The sequence below is a fragment of the Actinoplanes sp. NPDC051633 genome (assembly GCF_040681735.1).
Lineage (GTDB): Bacteria > Actinomycetota > Actinomycetes > Mycobacteriales > Micromonosporaceae > Actinoplanes.
Genome location: NZ_JBFAZH010000034.1, coordinates 1 through 17,965 on the forward strand (window position 1 = coordinate 1; position 17,965 = coordinate 17,965).

Sequence of the window (17,965 nt, forward strand, 5' to 3'; positions counted from 1 at the left end):
GGAACCGGCCACGCCACGCGAAGTATCCGCCCGGCACCAGCGCGGCCGGGTCGGTGGCGAGCCAGACCAGGGTGTCGGCGGCCTGCTCGTTGCTCCGGAAGAGGCCGGGAACCAGCTTCGCCGCGGTGAACAGCGGGCTCCGCGTGCCGAAACCGCTGCGGACCAAGCCCGGGAAGAAACAGGTCGGCACCACGCCCCGCCCGGCCCAGCGCCGGGCCGCCTCGATCGTGAAGAGCACGTTGGCCTGCTTGCTCGCGCCGTAGGCGGCCCATCTGGAGAGCTGTCGCCGGCCCGGGCGGTCGACGTCGAGGACGCCCCAGGCCTCGGCCACCGAGGCGGTGGTGACGATCCGCGCCGAACTCATCCGGTCCAGGAGCAGGTGGGTCAGCAGGAAGCCGGCCAGATGGTTGACCTGCATCGTCGGGTCGTGACCGTCGACCGTGAGGGGCCGCACCGAATGCAGCGCCCCGGCATTGTTGATCAGCACGTCGATGCGCTCGTGCTCGGCGGCGATCCGCTCACCCGCCGCCCGCACCTGGTCCAGCACGGCGAAGTCGGCCCGATACGAGGCCGGGGTGCGCCCGCCGGCCTCGCCGACCGCGGACACCGCTCGTCGGAGCCGCTCCGGATCGCGGCCGAGCAGCACCACCTCGTCGCCGAGCCGGGCCAGGGCGACCGCTGCGGCCAGCCCGATGCCCGAGCTGCCACCGGTCACCACCACCGTGCGGGTCATCCGACCATTCGATCATCATGGGCGGATGACGCGTTCCCGGATCCTGCCGGCGGTCGCCGGCCTCGCGGTGCTGGTGGGCGCGGCGGTCATGCTCGTCGCCCTGGTCGCGGCGCCGGGCTCGTGGTTCGCCGGGTACGTGAGTGAGGCCGGCACCGCCGGTCAGCGGTTCGCGGGCGCGTACCGGACGGGTCTGATCGCTCTCGCCCTCGGGGTCGGCCTCCTGGGTTTCACGCGGCTGTGGCCGGCGTCGGTGCTGTTGTGGGTCGCGGCGGTGCTGGCCGGAGTGTCCGGCGTGGTCTCGTGCAGTGGCGGGTGTCCGCTGCCGCCGTTCGAACCGACCACCGTGGCCGACGTGGTGCACACGGCGGCCAGTGTCGTCGGAATGGCCGTGCTGGCCGCGGCGATGGCCGCGGTGTGGTGGAAGGATCCGCAGCCGCTCGAGCGCCGGGTGGCCGCGGTGGCCACGGCGCTGACCGTGCCGCTCGGCGGCACGCTCGGCCTGACCATGCTCTTCGCCGGCCGCACGCCGCTCGGGGCGGCCCTCGAACGGATCCTGCTGCTGGTCGCCGTCGCGTGGCTGGTCACCACGGCCGCGTTGACGTTAGTACGTAATTACGTAATAGTGGAGTCATGGACGTCGAAAGCCGCCTCGCCGCGGTCGAGCAGCAGCTCGCCGAGCTGATCGGCCGGTCCGCCCAGCCACCCATCGAGCCACTCGCGGAGGCACCCGCGGAGGACGACGTCTTCTGGGCCCTGCACGGCCTCACCGAACGCGTCACCGACGAGGGCGGGGCGGTGCTCTTCACCGGCGCCGTCGACCTGCCCACCGGAGAGCACTACGAGTGGCAGCAAGGCCACCTGGTGCAGCAGCTGCTCGCCGACGACTGGACCGCGACCGCCGAGGTGCTCAACGCGCTCGGCCATCCGGTGCGCCTGTTGCTGCTGCGCCGGGTGCTCGAGGGCGTGCGTACCACCGCCGACCTGGCCGCGCAGGAGGAGCTCGGCACGAGCGGGCAGCTCTACCACCACCTGCGGCAGCTGGTGAGCGCCGGCTGGCTGCGCTCGTCCGGCCGGGGACACTATTCGGTGCCGGGGGACCGGGTGATCCCGCTGCTGGTCATCATCGCGGCAGCACGCCGATGAGACGTCCGCCCTTCATCGCACTCGTCGCCGGCCTGGCGGCCGCCCTGCTGTCCCTGCTCATCGCGCCGGATCCGCCGGAGCTGGGCAACGCCCGCGGCGGCGACCGGGCCCTCGGCGAGCGGGTGCTCGAGATGGTGGCCGGCGACACCGGCGGATACCGCGGCCTGTCAGTCGCCTTCATCGACCGTGGCCGGGTGTCGTCCGCATTGCTCGGCGACCCGGCGGGCGGGCCGCTCTTCGAGATCGGCTCGGTGCAGAAGACGATGACCGGCATGCTGCTCGCCGACCTGTCGGCCGCCGGTGTCGTCGACCCGCAGGACACGCTCGGCGAGACGCTGCCCGCGGTGAAGCTCGGCGATCCCACGGCCTCGATCACGCTCGAGGAGCTGGCGAGTCAGCGGTCCGGCCTGCCCCGCGTGTCCCCCGATCGACTCGCGTTCGCGCGGTCGCTGCTCACCAACGTCAACGGCGGCAATCCCTACGCCGGTGCGGACGTCGGCGCGCTGTTCGACTCGGCGGCCGGTGCCGAGCCGGGCGACGACCGCGGCGAGGTGGGGTACTCGAACTTCGGCATGGCGCTGCTCGGCCAGGCGCTGGCGGTCAAGGCGGGTACGACCTATCAGCAGCTCGTCACCGATCGGATCCTCCGGCCGCTGGGCATGTCGTCCACGTACCCGCTCCCGGCCGACCCCGCGCCGCCCGGCCTGGCCCGCGGCACGATCGCCTCCGGCCTCGACGCCGAGCCGTGGACGAGTGCCGGTTACGCACCGGCCGGCGCGGGCCCGCGGTCGACGGCCGAGGACCTCGCGCGGCTGGTCTCCGCCACGATGGCCGGCACCGCACCGGGCGCGGACGCCGCGAGGCCCCGCTTCGACGGCGACGCGGACGGCGAGCGGATCGGCTACGCCTGGTTCACCGACCGGTACGGCGACCGCGACATCACCTGGCACAACGGCTCGACCGGCGGCTTCCGGTCCTATGTGGGCTTCGACCGCTCCACCGGGCAGGGCGTCGTCGTGCTCGGCAACACCGACCGGCCGGTCGAGTGGATCGGGCTGAGCCTGCTCGGCGCGGAAGTCCCCGCCGGCCTCCGGTCGGCCTCGCCCGGTCTGCCCAGGATCGCCATCGGCCTCGTCCTCCTCGGCTACGGCGCGCTGGCCCTGCTCCTGCTCGCCGTAGTGCGCAAGCGGTCAATCTGGCTGCCTGAGGCCGACCGGCTGCGTGTCGTCGGGTCGACGGTGTCCACCGTTGCCGTGCTGCTGGTCGTCCATCGCGTCGGCGCGTGGCTGATCCTGCCGCCCTGGCTGTGGTCGCTCGCGGTCGGCGGCGCCGCCGCCGGGCTGGCCGCCCTCCTGCTGCGGTGGCGCGGGCTGCCGGTCATCGCCGACGGGCGGCCGGCGGTCCGCCGGGCCGGGACGGCCGTGTCGCTGGCGGTCAGCGCGGTCGTGCTGTGGCTAATCGTGTGAGCCCACCCGCCGGACGATCGCCAGCAGGGACTCCTCGACGTCCTCGATCGGACGCTCCGGCATGAAGACCAGCCAGTCGACGGCCACCACGAGCCCGACGCCGAAGAGCGCCGACGACGCCACCCGCACGTCCAGCTCGGCGGGCAGGTCGCCGGAGTCGACGCCGGCCTGCACCGTCTCGGCGATCACCCCGATCGCCTGCTCGCGCAGCAGGATCAGCGTCTGCTGCCACTCGCGGTTGGTGCGCCACATCTCGGAGAGCAGCAGCTGGGCGAAGGCCCGGTAGCGCCGGATGTACTCGAGCTGCGCCCGGACCAGCGCACCCACCGCGTCCCGGGGCGGCAGGCCCGCCACGGCCGCGCGGAACTCGTCGGTCAGCAGCCCGATGCCGTGCCGGAGCAGCTCCTCGAAGAGCACGGTCTTGGACGCGAAGTTGTAGTAGACCGTGCCTTTCGCGACCCCGGCCCGCAGCGCGATGTCGTCGACCGTGGTCGCCGAGAAGCCCTGCTCGGCGATCAGCGCGACGGCGGCCTCGAAAAGCCGCTGCCGGGTGTCCTCCCGCCTTCGCGTCCGGCCGTCGACGGTCATCGCCTGCTAGATCACCAGCTCCGGGTGCAGGGCCGCTCGCGTCAGCCGACGGGCGCGGTGGGCCACCAGGATGGTCAGGATCAGGGCGCCGGCGCCGTGGCCCAGCAGCGCGAGCGCACCGGTCATCACCGTACCGGCCGGACCTCCGTCGATGGCGTGCCGGAGTGCATCCACCACGTACGTCATCGGCAACAGCGGGTGAATCGCCTGGAAGAACCCGGGCGTGGTCTGCACCGGGTACGTGCCGCCCGACGAGGTGAGCTGCAGCATCAGCAGGGCCAGCGCGACGATCCGGCCGGCCGGTCCGAGCGCGGCGCCGAGCAGTTGGATGATCGCGGCGAAGGCGGTGGCGGCCAGCATCAGCAGACCCCACGTCACCAGCGGGTGCACCGGGTCCAGGCCCAGTCCCAGGTGCACCACGGCGAAGAGCAGCGTCGCCTGGGCGACACCGACCGCCACCGCGGGTAGCAGGCCGGCCAGGGCGACGCGCGGTCTCGGCGCGGCGGACATCAGATAGCGGCGGTTCAGCGGCCGCAGCACCATGAAGGTGATCATCGCGCCGACCCACAGTGCCAACGCCAGGAAGTAGGGCGCGAACCCCACGCCGTAGGTCCCGGCCGGGTGCCGCGTGGCGCGGTCGAGGGCAACGGGATCGCCGAGGACACCGGCCCGGCTGTCCGCGTCGTCGTACCCCGGGATCTTCTCCGCGCCGGACGCCAAGCCTCGCGCCAGCTTCGCGGCGCCACCCTCCAGATCACCGAGCCCGTCGGCGAGGCGCCGGCCGCCGTCCGCCAGCGTGGTCAGGCCTCCGTCGAGCTGCCGCGCGCCCGACGCCAGCCGGTAGAGCCCACCGCGAAGGTCCGCTGCGCCGGCGGCGGCATCGGCGGTGCCTCGGCTGAGCCGTCCGGCGCCGGCCTCGAGCCGGTCCAGGCCGTTCGCAAGAGCGTCGACCCGGGTACGCGCTCTCGCCACGTCATCGGCCAGGTGGGGTGCGGCATTCGCCACCGCGCGGGCGGTCGTGGCGATCCCTCTCAGGTTGGTCGCGAGCTCATCGAGATCCGCGTTCCGGATCGTCGTCTGCATGCTCTTCGCGGCCACGACGAGGTCGTCGGCCGTGTCCCGCGCCCGGTCGATGCCGGGCGTGTCATCGGGCAGGCCGTCCAGATAGGACCGCAACTGCTCGGCGGTGCGGACCGCGTCGGCGGCCGCGCCGTCGAGCTCGTCGACGTTGGCCGCCAGGGCTGCCGCACCCTTGGCGACCTGGTCGGCCGCGTCCTCGATGAGCTCGGCGTTGTCGCGCAGCACGGGCTCGATGCGGTCGGCGGCGGCGTCCACCGCGGTCGCCAGCTCCCGGCCGCCCTGTGCCGCCCGCCGGGTTCCGGTCGCGAGCTGCGCGGCGCCGGTGCGGAGTTGCGCAAGGCCGGTGCTCAGGTCGCCGGCTCCGCCGGCCGCCGCGCCGAGGCCGTTGCTCAACCGGGTCGCGCCGTCCCCGGCGTCGCCGAGCCCGTTGGACAGTCGGCTCGCCCCGCTCTCGGCGTCCTTCGCGCCGTCGTCCAGCCGGCCCGCGCCGTCGGCCGCGTCGCGCGTCTGCTGCTTGAGGTCGGTGAAGCCGATCAGCATCTTGTCGAAGTAGCCCTCCGCGGCGGACGCGGCCGCGGCGGCGCGCACTTCGTCGAAGGCGGTGCGGGAGAAGACCCCGGAGAGGTAGTTGGTCGCGTCGTCCGTGGTCACGCTCAGCCGGGCGGCCTGCGGTGTCGCGTCCTGGTCGGGGCCGGTGACGAGGTCGGCCGAGAAGTCGGCGGGGATGCGCAGCAGGATGTGGACGTCGCCGTCGGTCAGCTCACGCTGTGCGGTCCGCTCGTCGGTCACCCGCCAGTCGAAGATGCGCCGGTCGACGAGCTCGTCGGCGAGATCCTGCCCGGCATGGACGCTCGTGCCGTCGCTCGCCCGGGCCGGCCGGTCCTGCATGACCAGGGCGGCCGGGACGTGGTCGAGGCGGCCGTAAGGATCCCAGAACGCGTAGAGGTACAGCGCGCCGTACAGCAGCGGGACGACCGCGAGCACGACGAGCGCCGCCGCCGTAAGCCGCCCGCGGAAGAACCGCCGCAGCTCGATGCCCGCCAGCCGGAATGTGCCGCTCACAGCCGTACCTCCGTCGTGAAGTCCTCGTCTTGCTCTTCGTCTCCCTCGCCGAGGTGCCGGGCGGTCACGATCACCGCGACGCCCGTGGCGGCCACCTCCCGCAGCACCTGCCGGAGCCGCCGGCGTTCACCGGCGTCCAGCCCCTCGTCGATGCCGTCGAGCGCGATGACCTGCGGCTCCTCCATGAGCGCGAGCACGATGCCGAGCAGCTGCCGGTCGAAACGGCTGAGCTGCCACCCCTTGGCCGCCGGATCGAGCCCGAGCAGTGGCACGTCGGCCTTCGGCAGCCCGAGCAACGCCCGTCGCTCCCGGATGTGCTCGGCAACCGTCATGACCGGCTCCGGGTCGGTGACGCCCGGCACGAATCCCAGCGCCGCCCCGGCGTCCACGAGATCGACCGAGCCCTCCGAGAGCCGGAAGCGGCCGGCAAGGGCCAGCAGCGCGGTGGTGCGGCCGCTGCCCGGCGGGCCGGTCACCGCGATCAGATCGCCCGGCTCGACCAGGATCTCCAGGTCACGGAACACCCAGCGGCGCCCGTGGCGGACGCCGGCTCCGGCGCAGACGAGCACTGACATGATGATCCCTACTTAAACTGACTGGTCAGTACAAAAACTTACTCCGTCTCCACCCTCGCCCGCTTTAGTGGTGGCGCATGTCACGGCATACCTGCTTCTGCCGGTCGATCTTGATTGGTCTCCTCCCCGACCGGCAGGATCGGGGGATGGCCAATCGCTGGGGTATGACCGTTCCGATCGGCGGAATCCCGCTGGCAGATCACGCCGCGGTCTTCGCGGCCCTGGCCGATGCCGGGTTCACCGACGTGTGGTCGTCCGAGGTGAACGGCAGCGACGCGTTCACGCCGCTCACGCTCGCCTCGATCTGGTCCCCCACGCTGCAGCTGGGCACCGCGATCACACCGGTCTACACCCGCGGCCCGGGCCTGCTGGCGATGACCGCGGCCGCGCTGGCCGAGACCGCGCCGGGCCGGTTCCGGCTGGGCATCGGCGCGTCCTCCCCCGTGGTGTCGGGCGACTGGAACGCTGCCGTCTTCGAAAAGCCGTTCGCCCGCAGCCGCGACATGCTGCGGTTCCTGCGGACGGCCCTGGCCGGCGAGGTGGTGGACCAGGAGTTCGAGACCTTCGCGGTACGCCGGTTCCGGCTCGAGCGCCCGCCGGCCACGCCGCCGACGATCCACCTGGCCGCCTTGCGCCCCGGCATGCTGCGCCTGGCGGCGGCCGAGGCGGACGGCGTGATCATGAACTGGCTGGCGGCGTCGGATGTCCCCGCCGCGCTGGCCGAGACCAAGGGCGCCGGAGCCGGTTTCGAGACGGTCGCGCGAATCTTCGTGTGCCCGACGGCGGACGCGGCCTACGCCCGCAACGCGGCCCGCCGGATGATCGCGGCCTACCTGTCGGTTCCGGCATACGCGGAGTTCCACCGGTGGCTGGGCCGGGGCCCGGCACTGCAGGCCATGTGGACGGCCTGGGCGGCGGGCGACCGCAAGGGCGCGCTGGCCGCGATCCCCGACGAGGTGGTCGACGACCTGGTCGTGCACGGCTCCCCGGCCGAGTGCCGGGCGAAGGTGCAGGCCTACCAGGACGCGGGCGTGGCGGTCCCGGTCCAGGCGCTGATCCCGACGCCGGATCTACAGGCAGGCGGTCTGAAGGGCCTGACCAACCTCTTCACGGAGCTGGGTCCGCCCCGGTGAACCTGGCCCAGCCGCCGGGACAGCCCGGCGGCCGGGCGGAGGCGGCGACCCACCGCTCGCCGGCGTGCGTGTCACGGGACGGACGAGTGCTCGTACCCATATTGGTCTTGACGTGGAACGAGCCCGCACCTGGCTTGGCGCGGGCTCGTTCGAAGGTCACTCACTCGCCGTCGGCGAGGATCGCGTACAGCCGGCGCTTGGTGTCCGTCAGGACCTCCAGCGCGCGCTGACGCTGCTCGGGCGTGCCGTTGAAGCCGACCTGACGCAGCGCGTCGAAGATGCCGACGGCCGCGTCGCGGAAGTCCTGCGCCTGCGACATCGAGTCGTCGCTGAACTGGCTCCACGGCGGGTTCTGCGCCGCCGTCTCGGCCTCGGCCCGGCCGGCCTCGGTGAGCTGGTAGGTCTTGCGGCCGCCGATGGACTCGGCCTCGATCAGGCCCTCGTCCTCGAGCAGCTGCAAGGTCGGATAGATGGAACCGGGGCTCGGGCGCCAGATGCCGCCCGTGCGGCTCTCCAGCTCCTGAATCATCTCGTAGCCGTGCATCGGCCGCTCGATGAGCAGGGCGAGCACGGCCGGCCGGACGTTCGGCCGGCCGCCACGGCCACCGCGGCGACGGCCCTCGGGGCCGCCCCAGCCACGGCCACCGAAGCCACCACCGTGGCCCGGACCGCCGAAGGGAAAGCCGGGTGGGAAGCCGAAGCCTCCACGCATGCGAGCCTCATGCAAGCGACGGAAATGTTCCTGCCTCATGATCTTCTCCGTTCTGTTGTCGATAGTTAGACGATATATCGGCAACCCATCGCTCGCAAGGGTTTCTCGTCTGACCGTCGGGCCGAGGGTGTGAGACCCCCCTCGTCTGGCAATCTGGTAGACGTGCTGACCGTGCCGATGCGCCAGCTCGGGGAGTCCGAGCGGACGACGGTCGAGCGGATCCTCGACCGTGACCCCTACGCCGGCGCCCAGATCGCCGAGCGCGTGGCGGCCCATGGGCTCAGTTGGTGGCGCTCCGACGGGCGGGTCTACGGGTACGGTCCGGGCCGCCGCGTCGAATCGCTGATCTGGTCCGGCGCGCACCTGGTACCGGTGTGCGCGACGCCGTCGGCAGTGGCCGCCTTCGCCGACCTGCTCGGCCCCGAGCCGCGCATCTGCTCGTCGATCATCGGCCGGGCTGACGCCGTCCTCGACCTGTGGGAGAGGCTGGGCGGGCACTGGGGCCCGGCCCGTGACGTGCGCCCGAACCAGCCGCTGATGGTCGCGGACACCGAGCCGCGGATCGCGCCCGACCCGCAGGTGCGGCTGGTCCGCGGCGACGAGGTGGACCTGCTCTTCCCGGCGGCCGTGGCGATGTACACCGAGGAGGTCGGCGTCTCGCCGCTGCAGGACGACGGCGGGCGAGGATACCGGCGGCGGATCGCGGAGCTGGTCCGGTCACGCCGGGCGTATGCGCGGTTCCACGAGGGCCGCGTGATCTTCAAGGCCGAGCTGGCGATCGTCACCGCGCGGACGGCCCAGGTGCAGGGCGTGTGGGTCGACCCGGAGTTCCGCGGCCGCGGCATGGCGGCGGCCGCGATGGCGGCCGTGACGAGCGACGCGCTGCGCCGGGTGGCCCCGACGGTCAGCCTCTACGTCAACGACTACAACACCCCGGCCCGGCACGCGTACGCCCGCTGCGGCTTCGCCCCAGCGGGCACGTTCGCGACGGTCCTCTTCTAGCGTTCCTAGCTGACGGTGACGATCGGGCCCGGCATCAGCTCGCGAAGCTCGTCCGGCAGGTCCGCGCCCATCTGGTCGGCCAGGCGGAGCGCCTCCTCGACCAGGGTCTCGACGATGATCGACTCCGGCACCGTCTTGATCACCTGGCCCTTGACGAAGATCTGGCCCTTGCCGTTGCCGGACGCGACGCCCAGGTCGGCCTCGCGGGCCTCGCCCGGGCCGTTGACGACGCAGCCCATGACGGCCACGCGCAGCGGCACCGGGAAGCCCTCGAGCGCGGCCGTGACCTGCTCGGCGAGCGTGTAGACGTCGACCTGCGCGCGCCCGCACGACGGGCACGAGACGATCTCCAGGCCGCGTTCGCGCAGGCCGAGCGACTCGAGGATGGCCTGGCCGACCTTGATCTCCTCGACCGGCGGGGCGCTGAGTGAGACCCGGATCGTGTCGCCGATGCCCTCGGCCAGCAGCGCGCCGAACGCGACCGAGCTCTTGATGGTGCCCTGGAACGCCGGGCCGGCCTCGGTCACGCCGAGGTGCAGCGGGTAGTCGCACTGCTCGGCGAGCTGGCGGTACGCGCGAATCATCACGACCGGGTCGTTGTGCTTGACCGAGATCTTGATGTCGCGGAAGCCGTGCTCCTCGAACAGTGAGCACTCCCACAGCGCCGACTCGACCAGCGCCTCGGCCGTCGGCTTGCCGTACTTCTCGAGCAGGCGCTTGTCGAGGCTGCCCGCGTTGACGCCGATCCGGATCGGGATGCCGGCGTCGGAGGCGCGCTTGGCGATCTCCTTGACCTGGTCGTCGAACTTGCGGATGTTCCCCGGGTTGACGCGCACCGCGGCGCACCCGGCGTCGATCGCCGCGAAGACGTATTTCGGCTGGAAGTGGATGTCGGCGATGACCGGGATCTGCGACTTCTTGGCGATCGCGGGCAGCGCCTCGACGTCGTCCTGCGACGGCACCGCGACCCGCACGATCTGGCAGCCACTGGCGGTGAGCTCGGCGATCTGCTGCAGCGTGGAGTTGACGTCGGCGGTGAGCGTGGTGGTCATCGACTGCACGCTGACCGGTGCGCCACCGCCGACCGCGACCGGGCCGACCATGATCTGCCGGCTGTGACGGCGCGGCGCCAGCGGAGGCGGCGGCACCGCGGGCATGCCGAGACTGACTGCGGTCAAGGTTGTTTCACCTCGAGAAGATCGAGATCGGATTCACGACGTCTGCCGTGATCGTGAGCAGGGTGAAGGCCCCACCAATCAAGATTACGGCGTACGTCAGCGGCATCAACTTGAAGTAATCCACGCGACCCGGGTCGGGCTTGCGGAGCCGGGCGTAGAGCCATGAGCGAGCGCGTTCGTACCAGGCGATCGCGATGTGCCCGCCGTCGAGTGGCAGCAGCGGGAGCAGGTTGAAGATGCCGATGAACATGTTGAGCGAGATGAAGATCATCAGGAACACCTGCGGGAGCCCGGCGGCGATGGCCTCACCACCGAGCTTGCTCGCGCCCAGGACGCTGATCGGGGTGTCCGGGTCACGCTCGTCACCGGTGATCGAGTGCCACAGGGCCGGCACCTTCTCGGGGATCCGCTTCATCGCGGCGAACGTGCCCTCGACGATCGTGCCGGTGTAGTCCGCGGTGGCACCGAAGGCGTCGCCGGGGCTGTAGGTGACCAGGCCCGGCTCGGTGGTGGTCCAGCTGACACCGGCCACCGCGACCTGCGTCACCGGGCCCTTCGGGTTGTCCAGCGGCGGGCGCTGCGCGGCGATCAGGTTGACGGTCGTCCTGCCGGGCTGACCGGCACGGGTGTACTCGAACACCGTCGGGCCCGGCTCGGTGGCACGGATCACGTCGGTGAGCTGGCCGTAGTTGGCGATCGGTGTGTCGCCGACCTTGGTGATGACGTCGTTGCTCTTGAGCCCCGCGGCGGCGGCCGGACTCTGCACATCGCCGTTCTGCCCGACCGTGCACGGGTTCTCCGACAGGCTGATCTGCACACACGGGCCGACGTAGACCATCGGCTGGGCGTTGCGCTGCTCGGCCACGGTCTGCGGGATGTTCGGGTTGGGCAGGCCGATGAACACGGCGGCGAACCACATCGCGACGATCGCCAGCAGGAAGTGGGTGATCGAGCCGGCGGACATCACGATCGTGCGCTTCCACACCGGGAACCGCCACATCGCCCGCGGCTGGTCCTCGGGCTCGACGTCGTCGTCCTGCGGCGTCATTCCGACGATCTTGCAGAAGCCGCCCAGCGGGATCCACTTCAGGCCGTACTCGGTCTCGCCGCGCCGGAACGAGAAGACGGTGGGGCCGAAGCCCACGAAATACCGCGAGACCTTCATCCCGAACGCCTTGGCGGTGAGCATGTGGCCGGCCTCGTGCAGGCTCACCGAGATCAGGATTGCCAGCGCGAACCCCACAAAACCGACCCAGTACAGCATCAGGCTCCTTCAGCCGCGTTCGCAATCGTCCGCTGTGCGTAGGCACGCGCCCAGTCCTCGGCGGCCAGCACGTCGTCGACGGTACTCGGCTCGGCAAAGTCGGGAGCCGCCGCCAGCACCGCCTCCAAGGTGTCGACGATGCCCAGAAAAGGTAGCCGACCGGACACGAAGGCGGCCACACACTCCTCGTTGGCCGCGTTGTAGATGGCCGGCCGCAGTCGCCCGGCCCGGCCCGCCTCCTTGGCCAGCCGGACGGCCGGGAAGGCGTCGTCGTCGAGCGGGCGCAGCTCCCAGTTGTGCGCCTCCCGCCAGTCGACCGCGGCCGCCGCCTCGGGCACCCGGTCGGGCCAGGCCAGCGCCAGCGCGATCGGCAATCGCATGTCGGGCGGGCTGGCCTGCGCCAGCGTCGACCCGTCGGTGAACTCGACGAGCGAGTGCAGCACGGACTGCGGGTGGACCATGACCTCGATGTCCGAGTACGCCACCCCGAACAACTCGTGCGCCTCGATCACCTCCAGCCCCTTGTTGACCATGGTGGCGGAGTTGATCGTGACGACCGGGCCCATGTCCCAGGTCGGGTGCTTGAGCGCGTCCTCTGGCGTGACGTTGGTCAGCTCGGACCTGGTGCGCCCGCGGAAGGCTCCCCCGCTGGCCGTCAGCACCAGCCTCCGCACCTCGGCGTCCCGGCCGCCGCGCAGGCACTGGGCGAGGGCCGAGTGCTCGGAGTCGACCGGGACGATCTGCCCGGGTTGCCTGATGCGCTGCACGAGCGGCCCGCCGGCGACCAGCGACTCCTTGTTCGCCAGCGCGAGGATGCGCCCGGCCCGCAGGGCGGCGAGGGTCGGTGCGAGCCCGAGGCTGCCGACGACGCCGTTGAGCACCACGTCACAGGGCCACTCGGCGAGCTCCGCCATCGCGGTCGGCCCCGCCACGATCTTGGGGATCTGGAAGTCGCCGCTGGCCCAGCCCCGCCGCTGCGCCTCGGCGTAGAAGGCGAGCTGCAGATCCTGCACGCAGGACGACCGTGCGACGCCGACCACCTCGACGGACAGCTCGAGCGCCTGCTGCGCGAGCAGCTCGACGTTGCCGCCGCCGGCACCGAGCGCCACCACCCGGAAGCGGTGCGGATTACGCCGGACGATGTCGATCGCCTGGGTCCCGATCGATCCGGTGGACCCGAGCAGCACCAGCTCCCGCACGCCCATCCCGGTCACGCCTCCGGGCCGACGAGGTCGGCCGGGTCGACGGAGAAGGCGAACGGCTCGGTCATCGTGAAGATCGAGCCGCCGGATGGGACAGGTTGATACGACCCGTCGACGAGGCGATGCAGCACCAGGACCGGACGGCGGTCGACGAAGTCCACCCTCAAATACCAGGGAACGCCCGCCTCGGCGTAGCCGCGGGGGCGGTCGACCAGATCCTTCCGGCGGCTCCCGCGCGACACGATCTCGCCGAGCAGGACCGCGTCGGAGATCGGCATCGACTTCCGCCCGCCGCCCGGGCGACGCAACACGACGATGTCGGGGATGAACAGGTCGTCACCGGAGACGATATTGATCTCCGAATAGACCCACAGGCCGACGGATCGTGCCGCCGCTTTCATGCGATAGCCGAGCTCGAGCTCGACCTCCTGATGGTCGACGCCGGCATGCGGTGTCACGACGACACTCCCCCCGATGACCTCGACCCTGGGCCAGGAGGTTTCCGGGAGCAGGTCGAGGGCCGATTGGGCGGTCCACGGCTGGGCGCGCGTGCCGAGCAGCTCAAATGACGGTTCGCGAGCGGGTGCTGCCATGTGACTCACCTCCGCGGGAGATAGTGCCGGAATCAGGGTATCGCCGAAGGTCGCGGCCGCTCGGCTGTGGATAACTCCGGGAGCGGGTAGTAAGTAGGGGTGCGAGCTTGGCTGAAGCGTGTCCGGCGGGTGGTCGCGGCGACCTTCCGGCCGCTGCGCGGGCGAGACGTGTCCTTGCACGCCGCGGCGGTGACCTTCTATGCCGGGATCGCGGTCGTGCCGGTCGCGCTGCTCGCCATCTGGATCACCGGGCTGATCGCCGGCGCCGACCGGGTGCGCCGGATGACCTCCCGCACGATCCAGGCCCTGCCGGACGCGATCGGGGCGCCGCACGCGCTCTCCGTGCTGATCGAGGCCGGGCTGCACCTGACGCCGCTGCTCGCCCTGGCCAGCCTGCTGCCCGCCACCCTCTACGGCGAAGGGCTGCGCCGCGCCTTCGTCTCCCTGCGCGAGCCCGGCGAGCAACTGGTCGGCTGGCGCGGGCGCATCCTGTGGCTCCCGCTGCTGGCCGCGGCGCCGGCGCTGCTGCTGGCCGCCTTCATGGCGCTGCCGGTGACCACCAGCCTCTGGGTGCGCGGCGGCTGGTACGCGTTCGGCGGCCTCGCGCTGTCCTTCCTGGCGTGGTGGCTGGTCCTGACTCCGGTGGTGATCTGGGTCTACCGCTACATCGCCCCCGACCGCCCCGAGTGGCTGGCGACCACGCTGGTCGGCTCCTTCACCGCGGCGAACCTCTCCGGCTTCCTGCACGGCTTCGTGCTTTTCTGCTCGCTCCCGCTGAAGCTGGGCGTCCCTTTCGGCGGCTTCACCGAGATCGGCGGCGTGGTCGCCGTCGGGCTCTGGCTCTATCTCTTCCACACCATCGTCCTGGTGGGCTACGCCGCCACGGTTTCCGCCAGCGCCTACCAGCGCCGCCGCGCCGCCGACAAGGCGACGGAAGATCCCGAGAGTCGAGCCGACTCCTCCGACGCCGACTCCTCCGACGCCGACTCCAGCTTTGGCGACGGTGATGGCAACGAGCCGGACACCGAGCGGGGCACCGAGCCGGGCACCGGCCCGGTCGTGGCCGGGCTCGGCCAAGGAGACCCCGCCGGCCGGTCGTAGCCGCGCCACGAGCCGGTCAGCCGACCGCGGCGGGCTGCCGCTCCCGGCCCTCGGCTTCCGGCGTGTCCGACTCGTGGATGCCGAACCGCCGGTACACCCGGGCCAGCGGCCCCGGCGCCCACCAGTTCCACCGGCCCAGCAGGCGCATCGTGGCCGGCACCAGCAGCGCCCGCACCAGCGTGGCGTCGACGATGATCGCCACGATCATGCCGACGCCGATGGTCTTCACCACCGACACGCCGCCGGTCGCGAACCCGGCCACCACCACGATCAGCAGCAGCGCCGCCGCGGTGATGATCCGGCCGGTGTGCTGCAGCCCGGTGGCCACCGCCGTCGTGTTGTCCCCGGTCCGGTCCCACTCCTCGCGCACCCGTGACAGCAGGAACACCTCGTAGTCGGTGGCCAGCCCGAAGAGCACCGCCAGCACCAGGATCATGTTGCTCGGCTCGATGAACCCCGTGGACTCGAAGCGCAGCAGGCCCTCGAAGTGGCCGTCCTGGAAGATCCACACCACCACGCCGAAGGACGCCCCGATCGACACCAGGTTCATCAGCACCGCCTTGATCGGCAGCAGCACCGACCCGAAGGCGAGGAAGAGCAGCAGCATCGTGGCCACCGCCATGATCAGGGCCATCCACGGCAGCCGCGCGGACAGGCTCTCCAGCAGGTCCAGGTCGACCGCCGCCCGCCCGCCGACCAGGGCATCGGGGTCGAGCGCCCGGATGTCGCGGACCACCTCGCGCGCCGCCGACGTGGTGGGTGCCGCCGACGTGGTGACGGTGACGAGGGAATCGCCGTCGGCCCGCGCGCCGGCCACCCCCGGGATGGCCGCGATCTCGCTGACCAGCCGGGACGCGCCGCCACCGGGCACGTACACCGAGACGGGGTTGACGTCGCCACCCGGGAAGTCCTCGCGGATCGCCTCGGACACGATGCGGGCCGGGGTGTCGGCCGGCATCACCCGCTCGTCGAAGCCGCCGAACTCGACCCGGCCGAACGGCAGCGCGAAGACCGCCAGCACGGCCAGCACGGCGACGACATACAGCACCGGGCGGCGCATCACACTGTGCGCCAGCCGCGCCCATCCCCCGCCCTCAGCCGCGGGATCGCGGCGGCGGAGCGACGGGATGCGTAGCTTGTCGATGCGGTGGCCGAGCAGGGCGAGCGCCGCGGGCAGCACGGTCAGCGCGGCGAGCATGGCGATCAGCACCGCCGCCATGCCGCCGATCGCCATGCTGCCGAGGAACGACTGCGGGAAGATCAGCAGACTGGACAGCGCCAGCACGATGGTCAGGCCGGAGACCGCGATGGTGCGGCCCGCGGTGGCCACGGTGATCCGGATCGCCTCGGGCACGTCCCGCCCGTTCGCCAGCTCCTCGCGGAACCGGCTGACCACGAACAGCGAGTAGTCCACGGCCATGCCGAGCCCGAGCAGCGTGATCACGTTGATCGCGAAGACCGAGATGTCGGTCAGATAGGTCAGCCCGCGGACGGCGACGAACGCGCCCATGATCGCGATGCCGCCGATCACCAGCGGGGACAGGGCGGCCACCACGCCGCGGAAGATCAGGATGAGCAGCACCAGCAGGACCGGGAGGGAGAAGATCTCGGCCCGGGTGATGTCCTGCTCGGTCCGCTCGTTCGCCTGCTGGGTGAACGGCACGTTGCCGCCGGCCTCGGTGCGCAGTCCGGCCGCCTCGGTGTGCGGCTCGAGCGCGTCCCACGCCGCCATCTTGGCGTCGGCGTCGCCATCGGTGAGCTGCACCGCGGCGTACGTCGCCCGGCGGTCCTCGCTCACCAGGGCCGGGGTCTCGCTGTCCAGGTAGCTCGTCACGTTCGCGACGCCGGGCTGCGCACGGATGGCCGCGACCGCGGCGGTGATCGACTGCCGGACCGCGGGGTCGTCGACCGTGGCGGTGTCACTCGACCAGAGGACCAGCACGTCGGGGTCGCGCCGGCCGAGTTGGTCGGCGATGGCGGCCGTCGCACGGCTGGACTCGCTGGACGGGTCGTCGTACCCGCCGCCCGAGAGCACGCCGAAGACGCCGAGCCCCCACGTCGCGCCCGCCGCAACCAGCGCCAGCGCGCCGGCGACCACCCACCAGCGCAGCCGGACCACCGCTTGCCCCCACCACCGGAACATGCTGACCACCTGGCCTCTGCGGAACGAGTGAACACCGTTTACTCTGGCAACGGTGTTAGCTTCGGTCAATGCCGACGGGAGAACTATGACGACCGCCACGCCGAGCCGGCGCGAGCGCCTGCGGGAGGCGACCGTCGCCGAGATCAAGCAGACCGCGCGCCGGCTGCTGGTCGAGGGTGGGCCGGCGGCCATGTCGCTGCGCGCAATCGCCCGCGAGATGGGCATGACGGCCCCGGCCATCTACCGCTACTTCGACAGCCTCACCGAGCTGACGCTGGCCATGGTCACCGACCTCTTCGGCGAGATGACCACCGCGGTGGAGCAGGCCGCCACCGAGCACGCGGATGACGGCCCGCTGACCCGGGTCGGGCACATGGCGCGGGCGTTCCGCGGCTGGGCGCTGGCCAACCGGGCGGAGTTCGGGCTGGTCTTCGGCAATCCGCTGCAGGGGCTGGCGGAGAAGGAGCTCGACCACGGCGGCGCGCGTTTCTGCGAGGCCTTCTTCCGGGTGCTGGACGAGCAGCCGATCACCGTGGACGACGTCGGCGGGGCCGGGCTGGCGCATTCCTTCCAGCCGTATTTCGACGCCTTCGGCGACCGCTTCCCGCTGCCCGTCGTGACCCAGTTCCTGTCCTGCTGGGCGCGCATCTACGGGCTGATCGCGATGGAGACGTTCGGCCAGTTGCACTGGGCGGTGACCGACGCCGGGCCGCTGTTCGAGCTCGAGCTCGAGCGGACTTTGCGAACTTTGGCGCGCTAGGCTCCCTCGCCATGACCTCCGTTCCCGAGCTACCCAGGACCGCCGATGTGGTGATCATCGGTTCCGGCCACAACGGCCTCGTCTCCGCCATCCTGCTGGCCCGGGCCGGGCTGCGCGTGGTGGTGCTCGAGCGGGCGGAGGTGCTGGGCGGCGCCACCCGCACCGAGCGGCCGTTCGCCAAGGTGCCGGGCCTGGGTCAGTCGACGGGGTCGTACCTTCTGGGGCTGATG

Annotated in this window: 18 protein-coding genes; 8 read left to right on the plus strand and 10 right to left on the minus strand. The window is 71.8% G+C overall.

Annotated features, from left to right (window positions below; genetic code table 11):
• The coding region (locus AB0M20_RS03995) for an SDR family NAD(P)-dependent oxidoreductase (protein WP_364293333.1) at window positions 1-733 on the minus strand (733 nt) is incomplete at its 3' end.
• A 25-nt stretch (window positions 734-758) separates the two neighbouring features.
• Between AB0M20_RS03995 and AB0M20_RS04000 the strand changes: the two genes are divergently transcribed.
• From AB0M20_RS04000 to AB0M20_RS04010, 3 genes are read left to right on the plus strand one after another with little or no spacing between them, the layout of a single operon-like run.
• Window positions 759-1,415, plus strand: coding sequence for a DUF998 domain-containing protein (locus tag AB0M20_RS04000; protein ID WP_364293336.1), 657 nt, complete (start codon window positions 759-761; stop codon window positions 1,413-1,415).
• Window positions 1,364-1,876 carry an ArsR family transcriptional regulator gene (locus tag AB0M20_RS04005; protein WP_364293339.1) on the plus strand — a complete coding sequence of 171 codons (513 nt, stop codon included), beginning with the start codon at window positions 1,364-1,366 and terminating at the stop codon, window positions 1,874-1,876. Before AB0M20_RS04000 ends, AB0M20_RS04005 begins: the two co-directional genes overlap by 52 nt.
• Window positions 1,873-3,342 (plus strand): serine hydrolase domain-containing protein, encoded by a 1,470-nt coding sequence (locus AB0M20_RS04010; protein WP_364293342.1) that lies wholly within the window; start codon window positions 1,873-1,875, stop codon window positions 3,340-3,342. Before AB0M20_RS04005 ends, AB0M20_RS04010 begins: the two co-directional genes overlap by 4 nt.
• Here the strand turns inward: AB0M20_RS04010 and AB0M20_RS04015 are convergent.
• From AB0M20_RS04015 to AB0M20_RS04025, 3 genes are read right to left on the minus strand one after another with little or no spacing between them, the layout of a single operon-like run.
• Window positions 3,331-3,930: a TetR family transcriptional regulator gene (locus tag AB0M20_RS04015; RefSeq protein ID WP_364293345.1), complete on the minus strand. Its 600-nt coding sequence runs from the start codon at window positions 3,928-3,930 to the stop codon at window positions 3,331-3,333. The two genes, AB0M20_RS04010 and AB0M20_RS04015, sit on opposite strands and share 12 nt — an antisense overlap.
• A gap of 6 nt (window positions 3,931-3,936) precedes the next feature.
• Entirely contained in the window at window positions 3,937-6,072 is a 2,136-nt protein-coding gene (locus tag AB0M20_RS04020) for a YhgE/Pip domain-containing protein (protein ID WP_364293348.1), read from the minus strand.
• Complete coding sequence (locus AB0M20_RS04025) at window positions 6,069-6,647, minus strand: ATP-binding cassette domain-containing protein (protein WP_364293351.1); 579 nt, start codon at window positions 6,645-6,647, stop codon at window positions 6,069-6,071. The genes AB0M20_RS04020 and AB0M20_RS04025 overlap by 4 nt, the downstream gene beginning before the upstream one ends.
• A gap of 164 nt (window positions 6,648-6,811) precedes the next feature.
• Here AB0M20_RS04025 and AB0M20_RS04030 point away from each other — a divergent pair, with 164 nt between their 5' ends.
• Complete coding sequence (locus AB0M20_RS04030) at window positions 6,812-7,780, plus strand: LLM class F420-dependent oxidoreductase (RefSeq protein WP_364293354.1); 969 nt, start codon at window positions 6,812-6,814, stop codon at window positions 7,778-7,780.
• 160 nt (window positions 7,781-7,940) lie between these two features.
• Here AB0M20_RS04030 and AB0M20_RS04035 read toward each other — a convergent pair whose 3' ends face one another.
• Entirely contained in the window at window positions 7,941-8,492 is a 552-nt protein-coding gene (locus AB0M20_RS04035; protein WP_364293356.1) for a PadR family transcriptional regulator, read from the minus strand.
• Between the two features lie 162 nt (window positions 8,493-8,654).
• Between AB0M20_RS04035 and AB0M20_RS04040 the strand changes: the two genes are divergently transcribed.
• Window positions 8,655-9,494: a DUF4081 domain-containing protein gene (locus AB0M20_RS04040; protein WP_364293358.1), complete on the plus strand. Its 840-nt coding sequence runs from the start codon at window positions 8,655-8,657 to the stop codon at window positions 9,492-9,494.
• A 5-nt stretch (window positions 9,495-9,499) separates the two neighbouring features.
• Here the strand turns inward: AB0M20_RS04040 and ispG are convergent, their stop codons facing one another.
• The 4 genes from ispG to AB0M20_RS04060 are packed head-to-tail and all read right to left on the minus strand — an operon-like array spanning window position 9,500 to window position 13,731.
• The gene (gene ispG, locus AB0M20_RS04045; protein WP_364293360.1) at window positions 9,500-10,672 is read right to left on the minus strand and encodes a flavodoxin-dependent (E)-4-hydroxy-3-methylbut-2-enyl-diphosphate synthase; all 1,173 of its coding nucleotides are present in this window, start codon (window positions 10,670-10,672) and stop codon (window positions 9,500-9,502) included.
• A gap of 7 nt (window positions 10,673-10,679) precedes the next feature.
• Window positions 10,680-11,936 carry a site-2 protease family protein gene (locus AB0M20_RS04050; RefSeq protein ID WP_364293363.1) on the minus strand — a complete coding sequence of 419 codons (1,257 nt, stop codon included), beginning with the start codon at window positions 11,934-11,936 and terminating at the stop codon, window positions 10,680-10,682.
• Entirely contained in the window at window positions 11,936-13,141 is a 1,206-nt protein-coding gene (gene dxr / locus AB0M20_RS04055) for a 1-deoxy-D-xylulose-5-phosphate reductoisomerase (protein WP_364293381.1), read from the minus strand. Before dxr ends, AB0M20_RS04050 begins: the two co-directional genes overlap by 1 nt.
• Window positions 13,142-13,146: 5 nt before the next feature.
• Window positions 13,147-13,731, minus strand: coding sequence for a Uma2 family endonuclease (locus AB0M20_RS04060; protein WP_364293366.1), 585 nt, complete (start codon window positions 13,729-13,731; stop codon window positions 13,147-13,149).
• A gap of 99 nt (window positions 13,732-13,830) precedes the next feature.
• Here AB0M20_RS04060 and AB0M20_RS04065 point away from each other — a divergent pair, with 99 nt between their 5' ends.
• Window positions 13,831-14,832 carry a YhjD/YihY/BrkB family envelope integrity protein gene (locus AB0M20_RS04065; RefSeq protein WP_364293369.1) on the plus strand — a complete coding sequence of 334 codons (1,002 nt, stop codon included), beginning with the start codon at window positions 13,831-13,833 and terminating at the stop codon, window positions 14,830-14,832.
• A 16-nt stretch (window positions 14,833-14,848) separates the two neighbouring features.
• On the opposite strand, the gene AB0M20_RS04070 is transcribed toward AB0M20_RS04065, so the two are convergent.
• The gene (locus AB0M20_RS04070; RefSeq protein ID WP_364293372.1) at window positions 14,849-16,975 is read right to left on the minus strand and encodes an MMPL family transporter; all 2,127 of its coding nucleotides are present in this window, start codon (window positions 16,973-16,975) and stop codon (window positions 14,849-14,851) included.
• Between the two features lie 85 nt (window positions 16,976-17,060).
• Here AB0M20_RS04070 and AB0M20_RS04075 point away from each other — a divergent pair, with 85 nt between their 5' ends.
• Window positions 17,061-17,735 (plus strand): TetR/AcrR family transcriptional regulator, encoded by a 675-nt coding sequence (locus AB0M20_RS04075; protein ID WP_364293375.1) that lies wholly within the window; start codon window positions 17,061-17,063, stop codon window positions 17,733-17,735.
• An 11-nt stretch (window positions 17,736-17,746) separates the two neighbouring features.
• Window positions 17,747-17,965 (plus strand): FAD-dependent oxidoreductase (locus AB0M20_RS04080; RefSeq protein ID WP_364293378.1); only part of this gene is annotated, 219 nt, incomplete at its 3' end.

Bases quoted from the DNA above. Each gene is read 5' to 3' on its own strand.
- AB0M20_RS04060 (WP_364293366.1), bottom strand. From the start codon at position 13,731: ATGGCAGCACCCGCTCGCGAACCGTCATTTGAGCTGCTCGGCACGCGC.
- AB0M20_RS04070 (WP_364293372.1), bottom strand. From the start codon at position 16,975: ATGTTCCGGTGGTGGGGGCAAGCGGTGGTCCGGCTGCGCTGGTGGGTG.
- AB0M20_RS04000 (WP_364293336.1), top strand. From the start codon at position 759: ATGACGCGTTCCCGGATCCTGCCGGCGGTCGCCGGCCTCGCGGTGCTG.
- AB0M20_RS04005 (WP_364293339.1), top strand. From the start codon at position 1,364: ATGGACGTCGAAAGCCGCCTCGCCGCGGTCGAGCAGCAGCTCGCCGAG.
- AB0M20_RS04015 (WP_364293345.1), bottom strand. From the start codon at position 3,930: ATGACCGTCGACGGCCGGACGCGAAGGCGGGAGGACACCCGGCAGCGG.
- AB0M20_RS04030 (WP_364293354.1), top strand. From the start codon at position 6,812: ATGACCGTTCCGATCGGCGGAATCCCGCTGGCAGATCACGCCGCGGTC.
- AB0M20_RS04075 (WP_364293375.1), top strand. From the start codon at position 17,061: ATGACGACCGCCACGCCGAGCCGGCGCGAGCGCCTGCGGGAGGCGACC.
- dxr (WP_364293381.1), bottom strand. From the start codon at position 13,141: ATGGGCGTGCGGGAGCTGGTGCTGCTCGGGTCCACCGGATCGATCGGG.
- AB0M20_RS04010 (WP_364293342.1), top strand. From the start codon at position 1,873: ATGAGACGTCCGCCCTTCATCGCACTCGTCGCCGGCCTGGCGGCCGCC.
- AB0M20_RS04035 (WP_364293356.1), bottom strand. From the start codon at position 8,492: ATGCGTGGAGGCTTCGGCTTCCCACCCGGCTTTCCCTTCGGCGGTCCG.
- AB0M20_RS04050 (WP_364293363.1), bottom strand. From the start codon at position 11,936: ATGCTGTACTGGGTCGGTTTTGTGGGGTTCGCGCTGGCAATCCTGATC.
- AB0M20_RS04025 (WP_364293351.1), bottom strand. From the start codon at position 6,647: ATGTCAGTGCTCGTCTGCGCCGGAGCCGGCGTCCGCCACGGGCGCCGC.